This window comes from Pseudomonas sp. ADAK13, from assembly GCF_012935715.1.
In the GTDB taxonomy this organism is placed as follows: Bacteria; Pseudomonadota; Gammaproteobacteria; order Pseudomonadales; family Pseudomonadaceae; genus Aquipseudomonas.
The window spans coordinates 6,322,752-6,337,270 of the sequence record NZ_CP052860.1; the positions used below are offsets into that span (position 1 = coordinate 6,322,752).

Here is a 14,519-nt window from a genome sequence, read left to right on the forward strand (position 1 = left end):
AGGAGCATTGTGATGAGTACTGAAGACAAACGCATACGCGAATTAGCGCATCAGATCTGGGAGTCTGAAGGTAAACCCCACGGCGAGGACGCGCGACACTGGGAGATGGCGCGCAAACTGGCAGAAGCCGAAGCGCTGACGCCATCCAAGACGCCAAAGGCCGCCGCCAAGGCCAAGCCAAAAGCCAAGCCGGCAGCGGCTGCCGCGGCCAAGCCGGCCGCCGCACCCAAGCCAGGCGCGGCACCGGCGCCGAAAAAACCCGCTGCGGCGAAGAAGCCCAAGGCCCCCTGAGCCAAAGCCCCTCCTGCGGCTGCGCCCGCACCGCAGGAGGCTATCCAGACACCGATATTTAACTGGCTTCACGCCGGAACGGCCTCGTTCGGCCCGGAAAATCTACTTGCAGGAGCATCTCAATGAGCAAACCCAACAAGCCCAACTCGACGCCGGAAAACGAGCCGTCGCGGATTCGTGAAGGTTTGCCCTTCCCCCTCGGCGCGACCTGGGACGGTCTGGGTGTCAACTTTGCACTGTTCTCGGCCAACGCCATCAAAGTCGAACTGTGCATTTTCGACGACAGCGGTGAAGTCGAGCTGGAACGCATCGAACTGCCGGAATACACCGACGAGACCTTCCACGGCTACCTGCCCGACGCCCATCCAGGGCTGATTTACGGCTATCGCGTGTACGGTCCTTATGACCCGGCCAACGGTCATCGCTTCAACCACAACAAATTGCTGATCGACCCCTACGCCAAACAACTGGTGGGCGAGCTCAAATGGTCCGAGGCGCTGTTCGGCTACACCATCGGGCATCCGGACGCCGACCTGAGTTTCGACGAGCGCGACAGCGCGCCCTTCGTGCCCAAGTGCAAAGTCATCGACCCGGCCCACACCTGGGGCAACGACCAGCCGGTGCGCACGCCGTGGGATCGCACGATCATTTATGAAACCCACCTGCGCGGCATCACCATGCGCCACCCTTCGGTGCCTGAAGAAGTGCGCGGTACCTGCGCCGGGCTGATGGTCGATGACGTGCTCAAGCACATTCGCCAGTTGGGCGTGTCGTCGGTAGAACTGCTGCCCGTGCATGCCTTCGTCAACGACCAGCACCTGCTGCAAAAAGGCATGACCAACTACTGGGGCTACAACAGCATTGCCTTCTTCGCGCCAGACCCGCGCTACCTGGCCAGCGGCAAGATTGCCGAGTTCAAGGAAATGGTCGCGCACCTGCATGAAGCCAAGCTGGAAGTGATTCTGGACGTGGTCTACAACCACACCGCCGAAGGCAACGAGCAAGGCCCGACCCTGTCCATGCGCGGCATCGACAACGCCTCGTACTACCGCCTGATGCCGGATGACAAGCGCTTCTACATCAACGATTCCGGTACCGGCAACACCCTCGACCTGAGTCACCCGTGCGTGCTGCAAATGGTCACCGACTCGCTGCGCTACTGGGCCACCGAGATGCATGTCGACGGTTTCCGCTTCGACCTGGCAACCATCCTCGGCCGCTACCGCGACGGTTTCGACGAGCGCCACAGCTTCCTCGTGGCCTGCCGCCAGGACCCGGTGCTGCGCCAGGTGAAAATGATCGCCGAGCCCTGGGACTGTGGCCCCGGTGGGTATCAGGTTGGCGGCTTCCCGCCGGGCTGGGTGGAGTGGAACGACCGTTTCCGCGACACCGTGCGCTCGTTCTGGAAAGGCGACGACGGCCAACTGGCCGACTTCGCCGGGCGCATGACCGCCTCGGGCGAGATGTTCAACCAGCGTGGCCGGCGCCCGTACAGCTCGGTGAACTTCATCACCGCCCATGACGGTTTCACGCTGCACGACCTGGTGTCCTACAACGACAAGCACAACGAAGCCAACGACGAGAACAACCAGGACGGCAGCAACAACAACCTGTCGTGGAACCACGGTGTCGAAGGTCCCACCGACGACCCGGAAATCAACGCACTGCGCCTGCGCCAGATGCGCAATTTCTTCGCCACCCTTCTGCTGGCCCAGGGCACGCCGATGCTGGTGGCCGGTGACGAATTTGCCCGCACCCAGCACGGTAATAACAACGCCTACTGCCAGGACAGCGAGATCGGCTGGATCAACTGGGAACTGGATGAAGACGGCAAGGCCCTGCTCAAGTTCGTCAAGCGCCTGATCAAGTTGCGCCTGGCGTACCCGATCCTGCGTCGCGGGCGCTTCCTGGTAGGCGACTACAACGAAGACATCGGCGTCAAGGACGTGACCTGGCTGGCGCCAAGCGGCGATGAAATGACCACCGAACAATGGCAGGACAGCCATGGCCGCTGCCTGGGCATGTTGATGGATGGCCGCGCCCAGGAAACCGGGATTCGTCGCCCCGGGGCCGATGCCACCTTGTTGCTGGTGGTCAACGCCCACCACGACATGGTCAATTTCCGCCTGCCACCGGTACCGGATGGCGGCTTCTGGACCTGCATGCTCGACACCAACCAGCCGTCGGTGCGTGGCCAGGAGCGCTTTGATTTCGACCACGAATACGCGGTCACCGGGCGGTCGCTGTTGCTGTTTGAACTACAGCATGAGGACGAGGTGTGAAATGGATTTACACGATTTCCTGCAACATACCCCAGGCTACCCGGACACGGCGGCACTGGGCCGAGCACTAAGCACGCTGGTGGAGACCGGGCTGGACCAACTGCCCCGGCCCGGCAGCGGCGATACCCTGCAACGGTTCAGTCGCCTGGCCCAGGTGGCGGGCCATGACCTGGGCCTGTGCAAACTGTTCGAGGGGCATACTGACGCCCTCGCTATCATCGCCGAATTGGGCAGCGAGCTCCCGCCCATCGGCAGTACGTGGGGCATGTGGGCGGCCGAGCCGCCCACGGCCCGGGTGCGGGTGCGGCGCGACGGCCATCGGCTCGTACTGGAAGGCCGCAAGGCCTGGTGCTCCGGCGCGGCGGTGGTCAGCCATGGTTTGCTGACAGCCTGGGATGACGAGGATCGCCAGCAGTTGGTGGCGGTGCAGATGGACCAGCCTGGGGTGACCGTCACCGATGACGGCTGGCAGGCTGTGGGCATGGCGGCGACGGGCAGTGTCGAGGTTATTTTCGATCGGGCCACCGGGCTGGCCGTGGGCGGCCCCGGGGATTATCTGGCGCGGCCCGGCTTCTGGCAGGGCGGGATCGGTATCGCGGCGTGCTGGTACGGCGCCGCCCAACGCTTGGCAGAAGCCTTGCGCGAACACTGTGCCCGCAGCAAGGAGCCCCACGCGCTGGCCCATTTGGGCGCGGTCGACAGTGCCCTGCACAGCGCCGCCTGCGTGCTGCGCAACAGTGCGGTACAGATCGACCGGCAACCCAAGGCCAATGCGCAACTGCTGGCTCAGCAGGCGCGGGCCTGTATCGAAGACTCGGTCGACCAGGTGGTGCGCCACGTCGGCCGTGCGCTGGGCGCCGGTCCTTACTGCAAGGACCCGCACTTTGCCCAACTGATGGCGGACTTGCCGGTGTACATCCGCCAAAGCCACGCCGAGCGTGACCTGGGCGCCCTCGGCCAACAAATCGCTGAACAAACCACAGGGCAGTGGCAACTATGAAAACCAACCCTATCGTCGGCCAGGGCACACCGTTGCACCTGTGGCAAAGCTCCTCGCGGCTGGCCGAACTGGCCTGTGTCGAGATTGCCGAGCTGGTGCCCGAGGGCAGCCGCGCGGTGATCATTGCGCCTCATCCGGACGATGAAGTGCTCGGTTGCGGCGGCCTGCTGCAAGGCCTTGCCGCCCTGGACCGGCCCATGCTGTTGATCTCCGTCACCGACGGCAGCGCCAGCCATCCGGGCTCGCGTCGCTGGCCGGTGGAACGCCTGAGCGTGGTGCGGCCGCAGGAATCGGCCCAGGCGCTGCATCGACTGGGGTTGCCGTTGCACAGCCTGAAGTGGCTGCGGGCCGGTTTTTCTGACAGCCAGGTCGCGGCTGGCGAAGAGGACCTTGGGCAATTCATCCAACGCTACCTCAAGCCCGGCGACGTGGTCTTCACCACCTGGCGCGAAGACGGCCATTGCGACCATGAAGCCGTGGGCCGTGCCAGTGCCAAGGCGGCCCGGGCCGTGGGCGCGACCTTGCTGGAACTGCCGGTCTGGACCTGGCACTGGGCAACCCCCGAAGACAGCCAGGTGCCCTGGCACCGCGCGCGCAAAATTCTCCTGACGCCTGAAGCCGTGGCCCGCAAACGCCATGCGATCCACGCGTTTGCCAGCCAGCTGGAAGGTGACCCGCAGATCGGCCTGCCGCCGGTGCTCGCACCCTACGTGCTGGAGCGCCTGCTGCAGCCCTTTGAAGTGGTGTTTGTATGAGCGTCGCCACGCCCTACTTCGATGAGCTGTTTGCCGGCAACGACGACCCCTGGGCGTTTCGCCAACGCTGGTACGAACGCCGCAAGCGGGCACTGACCCTTGCAGCGCTGACCCGGCCGCGCTACGCCTCGATCTTTGAACCCGGCTGCGCCAACGGTGAGCTGAGCTTCGAGCTGGCCACGCGCTGCGACCGCCTGCTGTGCTGTGACACCGCGCAGGCCGCCGTCAGCCTGGCACAGGCACGGTTGCTCGGTTTCAGCCATGCCACGGTGCAGCAGAGCCGCTTGCCGGACCAGTGGCCCAGCGAGACGTTCGAGCTGATTGTGCTCAGCGAGCTGTGCTACTACCTCGACCCGAAGGACTTCGACGGGCTGATCGATCGCGCCCTCGCCTCGCTGACGCCTGACGGACAGATCCTCGCCTGCCACTGGCGACCGCCCATCGAAGGCTGCCCGCAAACGGCGGAACAGGTGCATGCGCGCCTCGGACAACGCCTGGGCATGCCGCCTTTGATACAGCATCACGAAAGCGATTTTCTACTGGACCTGTGGAGCCGTGACGGCACCACGGTTGCAACCTTGGAGGGACTGCGATGATCGGCATCCTGATACCCGTGCACAACGAAGAAACACTACTGCCTGAATGCCTGAAAGCCGCGATGGTCGCGGCCAGTCATCCGGGCCTGCTGGGTGAAGAGGTGCAGATTCTGGCGGTGCTCGACAGCTGCAGCGATCGCAGCGCCCTCATCGCCCGCGAATACCAGGTGCACAGCCTTGAAGTGCAGGCGCGGAACGTGGGACACGTGCGCGGCGTGGCCGCGCGGCACTTGCTGAACAACGGCGCGCGCTGGATTTCCTGCACCGACGCCGACAGCCGCGTGGCTCCCGATTGGCTGGTGGCGCAACTGGCCCTGGGGGTGGACGCGGTGTGTGGCACGGTGACGGTGAACGCCTGGAGCGAAGGCTTCGACCCGGCGGCACAGATCCGCTATCACCAGGCCTATGAGGCGCGGGACGGGCATCGGCATATTCATGGCGCCAACCTCGGCGTGAGCGCTGGTGCGTACGTGCGAGCCGGCGGTTTCGAACCCCTGCCGTGCCATGAAGACGTCGAGCTGGTGCGCCAGCTGGAGCGCTGCGGCGCGTCCATTGCCTGGAGCCACTCGCCCCAGGTGATCACCAGCGCCCGCCTGGATTGCCGCGCCCAGGGCGGCTTTGGGGATTACCTCAAGAGCCTGATGCAGGCCTCCTGAAAAAATAGCGACATCCGGCTATGTAAAAGCGACGATTCGTAACTATCATCAGTATTCCTTGCACGGCAATCCAGGGTTGGAACGCCGTCGCGCCGCAAGCGTCGGTTGCCCGACCCTTGTGTATCAACAAGAGCCGTCCCGACAACGGGGTACGGCCTGCACTACCGATGAACAAGGACGTGACACCCATGAAACCTGCACCGTTAACCGACAGCCGCCGGGGCCCCGCGCAAATCTGGAACAGCGCCCCGCAACTCGCGCAAATCCCTGCTATCAACCCCGCAACCCTGGTGCCCGAAGGCAGCCGCGTAGTCGTCATCGCCCCGCATCCCGGCGACGAAGTGATCGCCTGTGGCGGCCTGCTGCAATTGCTCAGCACCCGCGAATACGCCCTGCAACTGATCTCCATCACCGACGGCAGTGCCAGCCATCCGGGCTCTACCGTGTGGCCGGCCAAGCGCTTGAGCGTGGTCCGTCCCCAGGAAAGTGTCGAGGCGCTGCGACGGCTCGGTGTGCCCCTGCACAGCCTGAAATGGATTCGCGGCGGCTTTGCCGACAACGCCCTGGCCGCGCGGGAACAGCAAATGAGCCAGTTCATTGCGCGCTACCTGCAACCCGGCGACGTGGTGTTCACTACCTGGCGCAACGACGGCAACGACGACCATGACGCCGTCGGCCGCGCCGCCGCCAAAGCCTGCGCGGTCAAGGGCGTGCACCTGCACGAGCTGCCGATCTGGGCGTGGCACTGGCCGGTCCGGGAAACTGCCGCCATCCCCTGGCAACGCGCCCGCAAGGTCAGGCTCGACACCTGGAGCGTCGCCCGCAAGCTGCATGCTGCCCACGCCTATGCCAGCCAATTGGCCGGTGACCCGGAAATCGGCCTGGCGCCGATCCTCGCGCAGGTGCTGCTGGAACGGATGCGCGAACCGTACGAGATCGTGTTCCTGTAGCTGCGGCCTACTCGTCTGTACCTGTTACTTTTCACAGTAGCGGCAATGCCCGTGCGGCGAGGTGGGGTACAACCGGAACCTGGACAGCCATTCGCTCAAGGGGCGGGAGGGCACGATTGGGCTGAAAGTCGATTTCTAAGAAACAACAAATCCTCTATGTGGGAGCCGGGCTTGCTGTGGTGAGCCCGACGGGGGACAAGCCCCCTCACCACAACAAGCCAGCTCCCAAATTTAGCCTTTATCGTCTGGGCATCAGCCTTCCGGCCGCAGGATCAACACACCCAACGGAGGCAGGTTCAACGACAGCGACAACGGCTGCCCATGCTTGGGCTCATCCTCCGTAAACGCCCCGCCACCATTGCCGAAGTTGGAACCGGCATAGGTATCGGCGTCGCTGTTGATCACCTCGCTCCAGCGCCCGGCAAACGGCACGCCGACCTTGTAGGCCTCGCGCGGCACCGGTGTGAAGTTGGCCACCACCAGCACCGGCCGGCCGTCCTTGCTCCAGCGCAGCCAGGCGTAGACGCTGTTGATGGCGTCATCCCCGATCAGCCACTGGAAGCCTTGAGGCGCGTCGTCCTGGTCGTGCAACGCGGGCTCTTCGCGGTACAGGCGGTTGAGGTCGCCCACCAGTTTCTGCACGCCCCGGTGTTCCGGGTATTGCAGCAGGTACCAGTCCAGTTGCTGATCGTGGTTCCATTCACGCCATTGGCCAAACTCGCAGCCCATGAACAGCAGCTTCTTGCCCGGGTGCATCCACATGAAGCTCAGGTAGGCCCGCAGGTTGGCAAATTTCTGCCAGCGGTCACCGGGCATCTTGTCGATCAGCGAGTGTTTGCCGTGCACCACTTCGTCGTGGGAAATCGGCAGGATAAAGCGCTCGGACCACGCATACACCAAACCGAAACTCAGCTCGTTGTGATGATGGGCGCGGTACACCGGGTCTTGCTGGATGTAGTGCAGCGAATCGTGCATCCAGCCCATGTTCCACTTGTAGTTGAAACCCAGGCCGCCCTGTTGGGTTGGCTGGCTCACGCCCGGCCACGCAGTGGATTCCTCGGCGATCACCAGGGCGCCGGGGGCTTCCAGGGCCACCACGTCGTTGAGGTGACGCAGGAAGTCGATGGCTTCGAGGTTCTCCCGCCCGCCATGGCGGTTCGGCACCCATTCGCCGGCCTTGCGCGAATAGTCGCGATACAGCATCGACGCCACGGCATCCACCCGCAGGCCGTCGATATGGAAATGCTTGAGCCAGTGCAACGCCGACGCCAGCATGAAGCCGTGGACTTCGGTGCGGCCGAGGTTGTAGATCAGGGTGTCCCAATCCTGGTGGAAGCCTTCCAGCGGGTTGGCGTATTCGTACAGCGCAGTGCCGTCGAACTGCGCCAGGCCGTGGGTATCGGTCGGGAAATGCGCCGGTACCCAGTCGAGGATCACGCCAATATCAGCCTGATGGCAGGCGTTGACGAAGAACGCGAAATCATCCGGCGAGCCGAAGCGCGCCGTCGGGGCAAATTGCGAGAGGGCCTGGTAACCCCAGGAGCCGCCGAACGGGTGCTCCATGATCGGCATCAGTTCGATATGGGTGAAGCCCAGTTGCTGCACATAGGGAATCAACCGCTCGGCCAGCTCGCGCCACGTGTACTGGCGGGCCACTTCGCCGACTTCATCCAGTTCGCACTGCCAGGAGCCGGGATGCAGCTCGTAGATCGACAACGGCGCGCTGGGCTTTTGCCGCTCGCCACGGGACTGCATCCAGTCGTGGTCCTGCCAGTCGACTTGCAGCGGCGAAGCGACTTTGGAGGCGGTGTCCGGCGGCATCTGCGTGGCGAGGGCCATCGGGTCGGCCTTGAGCGGCAGAATCCCGTGAGCCCCGAGGATTTCGTATTTGTAAGCGGCGCCCGGTTGCAGGCGCGGGATAAAGATTTCCCAGACCCCGGACGGGTGGCGCAGGCGCATCGGATGACGGCGCCCGTCCCAGACGTTGAAGTCACCCACCACCGACACCCGGCGGGCATTCGGTGCCCACACCGCAAAGCGCACGCCCTGGACGCCGTCGACGCTGGTCACCTGTGCACCGAGGCAACTGCTGAGGTCGCGGTGATTACCTTCGGCGAACAGGTACAGGTCCATCTCGCCCAGCAACAGCTGGCTGAAGCTGTAAGGGTCTTCGGTGATCTGTTCACCGCCGGCCCACTGGATCTTCAGCAGGTACGCCTGGCGGCTGCCGAAATGCCCGACAAACAGGCCTGGCACTTGAGTCGCGTCGAGGCTGCCGATGTGCTCGCCGCTGTCCTTGGCCAGTACCTGGACACTCAAGGCTTCAGGCAGGAAGGCGCGAATGAATTGGCCGCCCTGCTCGTCATCATGGGGCCCGAGGATTGAAAACGGGTCATGGTGCTCTGCGCGCACCAGCGCCTCGATGTCCTTGGACGCCGGCATCGCAGTCAACTTTGGCTGCAGCGGTTCTTTGCTTGTAAAACTCATGACGTCTCCCCACCGCGTGCAGTTTTCGACATTGGTTTCAACCCGCTGAGCAGCCCGTGCAAACCTTGCAACGGCACCGGCAACCAGCTCGGGCGATTCTCTGCTTCGTAGGCCACTTCGTACGCGGCCTTCTCCAGGCTGAACAACGCCAGCGCTGCGTCCTGGCCTTTGGCATCCTGCCAGTCATGGCCCAGTGTAGTCGTGGCCGCGTGGTAGGCCTGGATAAATGCCTGTCTGGCCTCATGCAAATAGCGATCCGCGACCCGCTGCCGGGACGCATTGGCTTCAGGCGACTGGTCGACGCCCTGCACATTCACCGCCATGGCCGCCGCGTAATCAAACGAGCGCAGCACACCGCTCACGTCCTTGTACGGGCTGTGTTTGCCGCGACGTTCATGCAGCGGTCGCGCCGGTTCGCCCTCGAAGTCGATCAGGTAGGCATCGCCCTTGACCACCAGTACCTGGCCCAGGTGCAGGTCGCCATGCACGCGAATGCGCAACCCGCCCACCGTGGCTTTCGCCAGGTCCTGAACATGACTGGCAATCGCCTTTTTCTGCTCCAGTAAAGCACTGACCAATGCCTGGTCAGCAGGGTTCAACTGGGTTTGATGCTGTTTGAGCAACTGAAGTGCGCGGTCGATTTGTGCACCCACGTGCCTGGCCCAGCCCTGGCTATCCTTGAGGGAAGTAACCTCGGGTTTGAAGGCCTTGTTAGTGGTCGGCGCGGCCAGCACCTGGTGCATTTCACCCAGGCGCTGGCCGAGCAAGCCGGCGAAGTCCGCCAGTTCGCCAAGAGCGTTGTAGTGCTGCTCCTGCTCGGACATGGCTTCTGCCAGTTCGTCGCGAATCGCCCGCTCCAGGTTGTTCTGGGTCCAGCCCCAGGCATCGCCCTGGTTGCTCAGGTAACCCTGGGCAATCATCAGCAGGTTGTCCTGGCCATCGGCGTCGTGGCGTATCACCGAGCCCAGCAGCGGCGAGATATGTTCGTAGCCGGCTTCCGTCAGGTAGGCGCCCATTTCCAGCTCCGGGTGCACACCCGCGCTGACTTTGCGGATCAGCTTGAGCACCAGGCTGCCGCCCACTACCACCGAACTGTTGGACTGTTCGGCGGCGAGGTAACGCACTTCCGATTCGTCGTTCAATTCCAGTTTGGCCAACTGCGCCGTGGGCTCGAAGCGAATCTCGCCGTCGGTGGAACTGAGCACGGTGTTGGCCTGCAAGCCCTGGATCACCGCGCGGATATAGGTGTCGAGGCTGAACGCGTCCGTCACCAAACCGACCTGGCGCACCCGCCGCACACGTGCAAGCGCCAGTTGTTGCGGCAAGGCGCTGGTGAACTGGTCTTCACCCAGGAAGCCGAATGGCAACTGATAACGGCTGACCTGCCCGGCACTGGTGACTTCAATCTCACTGAGCAACACCGGGTGCTGCGGGTCGCCAAAACGCACGCCGTAGGCGATGTGCACGCTATCAATCGCCGTGTCCTTGCTGGCAAACCAGCGGCGCTTGGGCAGCCACGCCGGCAAGGCATTTTGTTCCAGGGTAGTACGGCATGGCGCTTCGAGCAGTTCTTCCAGGCGCTTTTTCAGCACCAGGGTGGTGAAGTCCGGGATGCTTTGCGCCGGCTCCACGTGCCAGCTCGGCATCTGGTTTTCCGCCGCGAGCACGAACCAGTAGAAGCCATACGGCGCCAGGGTCAGCAGGAAATTCAGCTGGCCAATGGGCGGGAATGCGTTGCCGCCGAGCATCTCTACCGGGACCATGCCGGCGAACGCCGAGAGGTCCAGCTCCGCCGCCTGGGCGCTGCGGGACACGTTGGCCACGCAGAGGATGATCTCGCTCTTGCCATCGGCGCCCGTGTATTCACGGGTATAGGCCAGGATCCGGCGATTGCTCGGCGAGAGCATTTTCAGGCTGCCGCGACCAAAGGCCTTGGACTGTTTGCGCACCGCCAACATGCGCCGGGTCCAGTTCAGCAACGAGTGCGGGTCCTGGGTCTGGGTTTCGACGTTGACCGATTGGTAGCCGTATTGCGGGTCCATGATCGGCGGCAACACCAGGCTCGCCGGGTCGGCGCGGGAGAAGCCGCCGTTGCGGTCGATGGACCATTGCATCGGGGTGCGCACGCCGTCGCGGTCGCCAAGGTAGATGTTGTCGCCCATGCCGATTTCATCACCGTAGTACAGGGTCGGCGTGCCCGGCATCGACAGCAGCAGGCTGTTGAGCAGCTCGATACGTCGGCGGTCACGCTCCATCAACGGCGCGAGGCGGCGGCGAATTCCCAGGTTGATCCGCGCGCGGCGGTCGGCGGCGTAATAATTCCAGAGGTAGTCACGTTCTTTGTCGGTGACCATTTCCAGGGTCAGTTCATCGTGGTTGCGCAGGAAGATTGCCCACTGGCAATTGGCCGGAATTTCCGGGGTCTGGCGCAGAATGTCGGTGATCGGGAAACGGTCTTCCTGGGCCAGCGCCATGTACATGCGCGGCATCAGTGGGAAGTGGAAGGCCATGTGGCATTCGTCGCCGTCGTCGCCCTTCTTGTCACCGAAGTACAGTTGAGTGTCTTCCGGCCACTGGTTGGCTTCGGCCAGCAGCATGCGGTCCGGGTAGTTGGCGTCGATCTCGGCGCGGATCTGCTTGAGGACGTCGTGGGTTTCCGGGAGGTTTTCGTTGTTGGTGCCGTCGCGTTCGATCAAGTACGGGATGGCGTCCAGGCGCAGGCCGTCAATGCCCATGTCGAGCCAGTAGCGCATCACCGACAGCACAGCTTTCATCACCTGCGGGTTGTCGAAGTTGAGGTCCGGCTGGTGGGAATAAAAGCGGTGCCAGAAGTACTGGCCGGCGACCGGGTCCCAGGTCCAGTTGGACTTTTCGGTGTCGAGGAAAATGATCCGGGTGCCGTCGTATTTCTGGTCATCATCGGACCACACGTAGAAGTCCCGCGCGGCCGAGCCGGGCTTGGCTTTGCGCGCACGCTGGAACCACGGGTGCTGGTCCGAGGTGTGGTTGATGACCAGTTCGGTGATCACCCGCAGCCCGCGTTTGTGGGCTTCGGCGATAAAGCGCTTGGCGTCGGCCATGGTCCCGTAGTCGCTGTGCACGCCACGGTATTCGGCGATGTCGTAGCCGTCGTCGCGGCGTGGCGAGGGATAAAACGGCAGCAACCAGATGGTGTTCACGCCGAGGTCGGCGATGTAGTCGAGCTTGGCGATCAACCCGGGAAAGTCACCGATACCGTCGTTGTTGGAGTCGAAATAGGATTTGACGTGAACCTGATAAATCACCGCGTCCTTGTACCAGAGCGGGTCTTTGATAAAGGTGGCAGCCTTGGGTTTCTTCGCCATTGGAAACTCCTGGAAAATTCGTGGGGTCGCTGATCGTTCCCACGCTCTGCGTGGGAATGCCTGTTGCGACGCTCCGCGTCACGCTTGGGGACGCAGAGCGTCCGGGGCTGCATTCCCACGCGGAGCGTGGGAACGATCTCAATCAGCTTCAGGAAACGGTAATGCGCCAGATACCAAACGGCTGGTGCCACGGTTCGATCCGCATCCACTGGGTCTTGCCGTACCAGGTCCAACGGTGGCCGGTCATCAAATCCTCGCCCTGAGTCTGGGCGTCGTCCGGCAAGCCCATCTCCCACAGCGGCAACTCGAAATTGGCCTCCTGGGCGTTGAACGGGTCGAGGCTCACGGCAACCAGAATACAGTTGCTGCCGTCCTCGCTGCGTTTGCCGAAGTACAGGATGTTGTCGTTCCACGCGTTGTAGAGCGTCAGCCCGAGGTGCGTCTGCAGCGCCGGATTTTGTCGGCGGATGCGGTTGAGCTGGGCGATCTCGGCAATGATGTTGCCCGGCGCCGTGAAGTCCCGTGGGCGGATCTCGTATTTCTCCGAGTCCAGGTACTCTTCCTTGCCTGGCACCGGGGCCGCTTCGCACAGTTCAAAGCCGGAATACATGCCCCACAGGCCGGAACCCATGGTGGCCAGCGCGGCACGGATCAAGAAGCCAGCGCGGCCGGACTCATGCAGGAAACCCGGGTTGATGTCCGGCGTATTGACGAAGAAGTTCGGCCGGAAGCACTCGCGCCACGGGGATTCGTTCAGTTCGCTCAGGTACTCGCTCAACTCGGCCTTGGTGTTGCGCCAGGTGAAGTAGGTGTAGCTCTGGGAGTAACCGACCTTGCCCAGGCGCGCCATCATCGCCGGGGTGGTGAAGGCTTCGGCGAGGAAGATCACCTCCGGGTACTTGGAACGCACATCGCTGATCAGCCATTGCCAGAACGGCAGCGGCTTGGTGTGGGGGTTGTCGACGCGAAAGGTCTTCACGCCCTCTTCCACCCAGCCGACCACGATGTCGCGCAATTCGACCCACAGGCTGGGGATAGCGTCCGCGGCGTAGAAGTCGACGTTGACGATGTCCTGGTACTTCTTCGGCGGGTTCTCGGCGTATTTGATCGTGCCGTCGGGCCGCCAGTTGAACCAGCCCGGATGCTGCTTGAGCCAAGGGTGGTCCTGAGAGCACTGGATGGCAAAATCCAGGGCGATTTCCAGGCCATGTTCGGCTGCGGCCTTGACCAGGTTACGGAAGTCTTCGCGGGTGCCCAGTTGCGAATGGATGGCCTCGTGGCCGCCTTCTTCGCTGCCGATGGCGTACGGGCTGCCCGGATCATCCGGCCCGGCGGTCAGGGAATTGTTCTTACCTTTTCGATGGCTGCGGCCGATGGGATGAATCGGCGGGAAATACAGCACGTCAAAGCCCATGTCATGGATCATCGACAGCCGTGAGTGCACATCGTTAAAGGTGCCATGGCGCGCAGGATCGTCGGTGATCGAGCGGGGAAACAGCTCGTACCAGCTGGCAAACTGCGCCGCCTCGCGCTCTACATCAATCGGGTATACGGCACTGATGCTCAAATAGGCGCGGTGGTCGGCCTGGGTCATCAGGTGTGCACTGTCTTCGTGCAGGAACAGCGCGACTTGCTCGGTTTCCAGCAGGCCGGAGAGTTCGTGGTGCAGCAGCATCAGGCGGTCGCGCAATTCGTTGTCGCTGCGCTCGGCGGCTTGCAGCACCTGGCTGCGGCCTTCCTGCAATTCCAGGCTGACGGGCACACCGGCCTCGTGTTTCTTGCTCAATTCGTAGCGGAAGCTGGCAAACGTGTCGATCCAGGCTTCGATGCAATACTCATGCGGGCCCTGGGTGGTCACGGTGAACGCACCTTCCCAGCCGTTGTTGCCAACATCGGTCATTACCACGCTGTGCCAGCTTTCTTCACTGCGCGGGCGCCAGCGGATCAGCACCGCGAGCTTGTCGTGGCCGTCGGCAAACACCTTGCTGGCGACCTGGACGCGCTGGCCGACCACAGCCTTGACGGCAAACTCGCCGCCATCGATGACCGGGGTGGTGCTTTCAATCGCAATCCTTGGCAGCAACAGTGCCTGGGACAGCGGTAACGTAGAGGTTGAATCATCGTGCGTCAGTGTTTCAGCAGTCATCGAGCATCTCCC

Annotated in this window: 10 protein-coding genes; 7 read left to right on the forward strand and 3 right to left on the reverse strand. The window is 63.2% G+C overall.

Annotated features, from left to right (window positions below):
* Positions 1-12: 12 nt before the first annotated feature.
* From HKK54_RS29200 to HKK54_RS29230, 7 genes are all read left to right on the forward strand, one after another.
* Positions 13-291, forward strand: coding sequence for a DUF2934 domain-containing protein (locus HKK54_RS29200; RefSeq protein ID WP_010171604.1), 279 nt, complete (start codon positions 13-15; stop codon positions 289-291).
* Between the two features lie 122 nt (positions 292-413).
* Entirely contained in the window at positions 414-2,573 is a 2,160-nt protein-coding gene (glgX, locus tag HKK54_RS29205; RefSeq protein ID WP_169388731.1) for a glycogen debranching protein GlgX, read from the forward strand.
* Position 2,574: 1 nt separating this feature from the next.
* Positions 2,575-3,573 (forward strand): acyl-CoA dehydrogenase family protein, encoded by a 999-nt coding sequence (locus HKK54_RS29210; RefSeq protein WP_010171608.1) that lies wholly within the window; start codon positions 2,575-2,577, stop codon positions 3,571-3,573.
* Positions 3,570-4,328, forward strand: a complete 759-nt coding sequence (locus HKK54_RS29215) for a PIG-L deacetylase family protein (RefSeq protein WP_010171610.1) — start codon at positions 3,570-3,572, stop codon at positions 4,326-4,328. The genes HKK54_RS29210 and HKK54_RS29215 overlap by 4 nt, the downstream gene beginning before the upstream one ends.
* Positions 4,325-4,924, forward strand: coding sequence for an SAM-dependent methyltransferase (locus HKK54_RS29220; protein WP_169388732.1), 600 nt, complete (start codon positions 4,325-4,327; stop codon positions 4,922-4,924). Before HKK54_RS29215 ends, HKK54_RS29220 begins: the two co-directional genes overlap by 4 nt.
* Positions 4,921-5,580, forward strand: coding sequence for a glycosyltransferase (locus HKK54_RS29225; RefSeq protein WP_169388733.1), 660 nt, complete (start codon positions 4,921-4,923; stop codon positions 5,578-5,580). The genes HKK54_RS29220 and HKK54_RS29225 overlap by 4 nt, the downstream gene beginning before the upstream one ends.
* A 188-nt stretch (positions 5,581-5,768) precedes the next feature.
* The gene (locus tag HKK54_RS29230) at positions 5,769-6,530 is read left to right on the forward strand and encodes a PIG-L deacetylase family protein (protein ID WP_010171616.1); all 762 of its coding nucleotides are present in this window, start codon (positions 5,769-5,771) and stop codon (positions 6,528-6,530) included.
* A 252-nt stretch (positions 6,531-6,782) separates the two neighbouring features.
* Here the strand turns inward: HKK54_RS29230 and glgB are convergent, their stop codons facing one another.
* The 3 genes from glgB to HKK54_RS29245 all read right to left on the reverse strand — a co-directional run bounded on the left by glgB (position 6,783) and on the right by HKK54_RS29245 (position 14,507).
* Positions 6,783-9,017: a 1,4-alpha-glucan branching protein GlgB gene (gene glgB / locus HKK54_RS29235; protein ID WP_010171620.1), complete on the reverse strand. Its 2,235-nt coding sequence runs from the start codon at positions 9,015-9,017 to the stop codon at positions 6,783-6,785.
* Complete coding sequence (treS, locus tag HKK54_RS29240) at positions 9,014-12,361, reverse strand: maltose alpha-D-glucosyltransferase (protein WP_169388734.1); 3,348 nt, start codon at positions 12,359-12,361, stop codon at positions 9,014-9,016. Before treS ends, glgB begins: the two co-directional genes overlap by 4 nt.
* A gap of 148 nt (positions 12,362-12,509) precedes the next feature.
* Entirely contained in the window at positions 12,510-14,507 is a 1,998-nt protein-coding gene (locus HKK54_RS29245) for an alpha-1,4-glucan--maltose-1-phosphate maltosyltransferase (protein WP_169388735.1), read from the reverse strand.
* Positions 14,508-14,519: the final 12 nt, after the last annotated feature.

What these genes read in the sequence shown, in the direction of transcription:
- HKK54_RS29200 (WP_010171604.1), top strand. Translation starts at nt 13, where the DNA reads ATGAGTACTGAAGACAAACGCATACGCGAATTAGCGCATCAGATCTGG.
- glgX (WP_169388731.1), top strand. Translation starts at nt 414, where the DNA reads ATGAGCAAACCCAACAAGCCCAACTCGACGCCGGAAAACGAGCCGTCG.
- HKK54_RS29210 (WP_010171608.1), top strand. Translation starts at nt 2,575, where the DNA reads ATGGATTTACACGATTTCCTGCAACATACCCCAGGCTACCCGGACACG.
- HKK54_RS29215 (WP_010171610.1), top strand. Translation starts at nt 3,570, where the DNA reads ATGAAAACCAACCCTATCGTCGGCCAGGGCACACCGTTGCACCTGTGG.
- HKK54_RS29220 (WP_169388732.1), top strand. Translation starts at nt 4,325, where the DNA reads ATGAGCGTCGCCACGCCCTACTTCGATGAGCTGTTTGCCGGCAACGAC.
- HKK54_RS29225 (WP_169388733.1), top strand. Translation starts at nt 4,921, where the DNA reads ATGATCGGCATCCTGATACCCGTGCACAACGAAGAAACACTACTGCCT.
- HKK54_RS29230 (WP_010171616.1), top strand. Translation starts at nt 5,769, where the DNA reads ATGAAACCTGCACCGTTAACCGACAGCCGCCGGGGCCCCGCGCAAATC.
- glgB (WP_010171620.1), bottom strand. Translation starts at nt 9,017, where the DNA reads ATGAGTTTTACAAGCAAAGAACCGCTGCAGCCAAAGTTGACTGCGATG.
- treS (WP_169388734.1), bottom strand. Translation starts at nt 12,361, where the DNA reads ATGGCGAAGAAACCCAAGGCTGCCACCTTTATCAAAGACCCGCTCTGG.
- HKK54_RS29245 (WP_169388735.1), bottom strand. Translation starts at nt 14,507, where the DNA reads ATGACTGCTGAAACACTGACGCACGATGATTCAACCTCTACGTTACCG.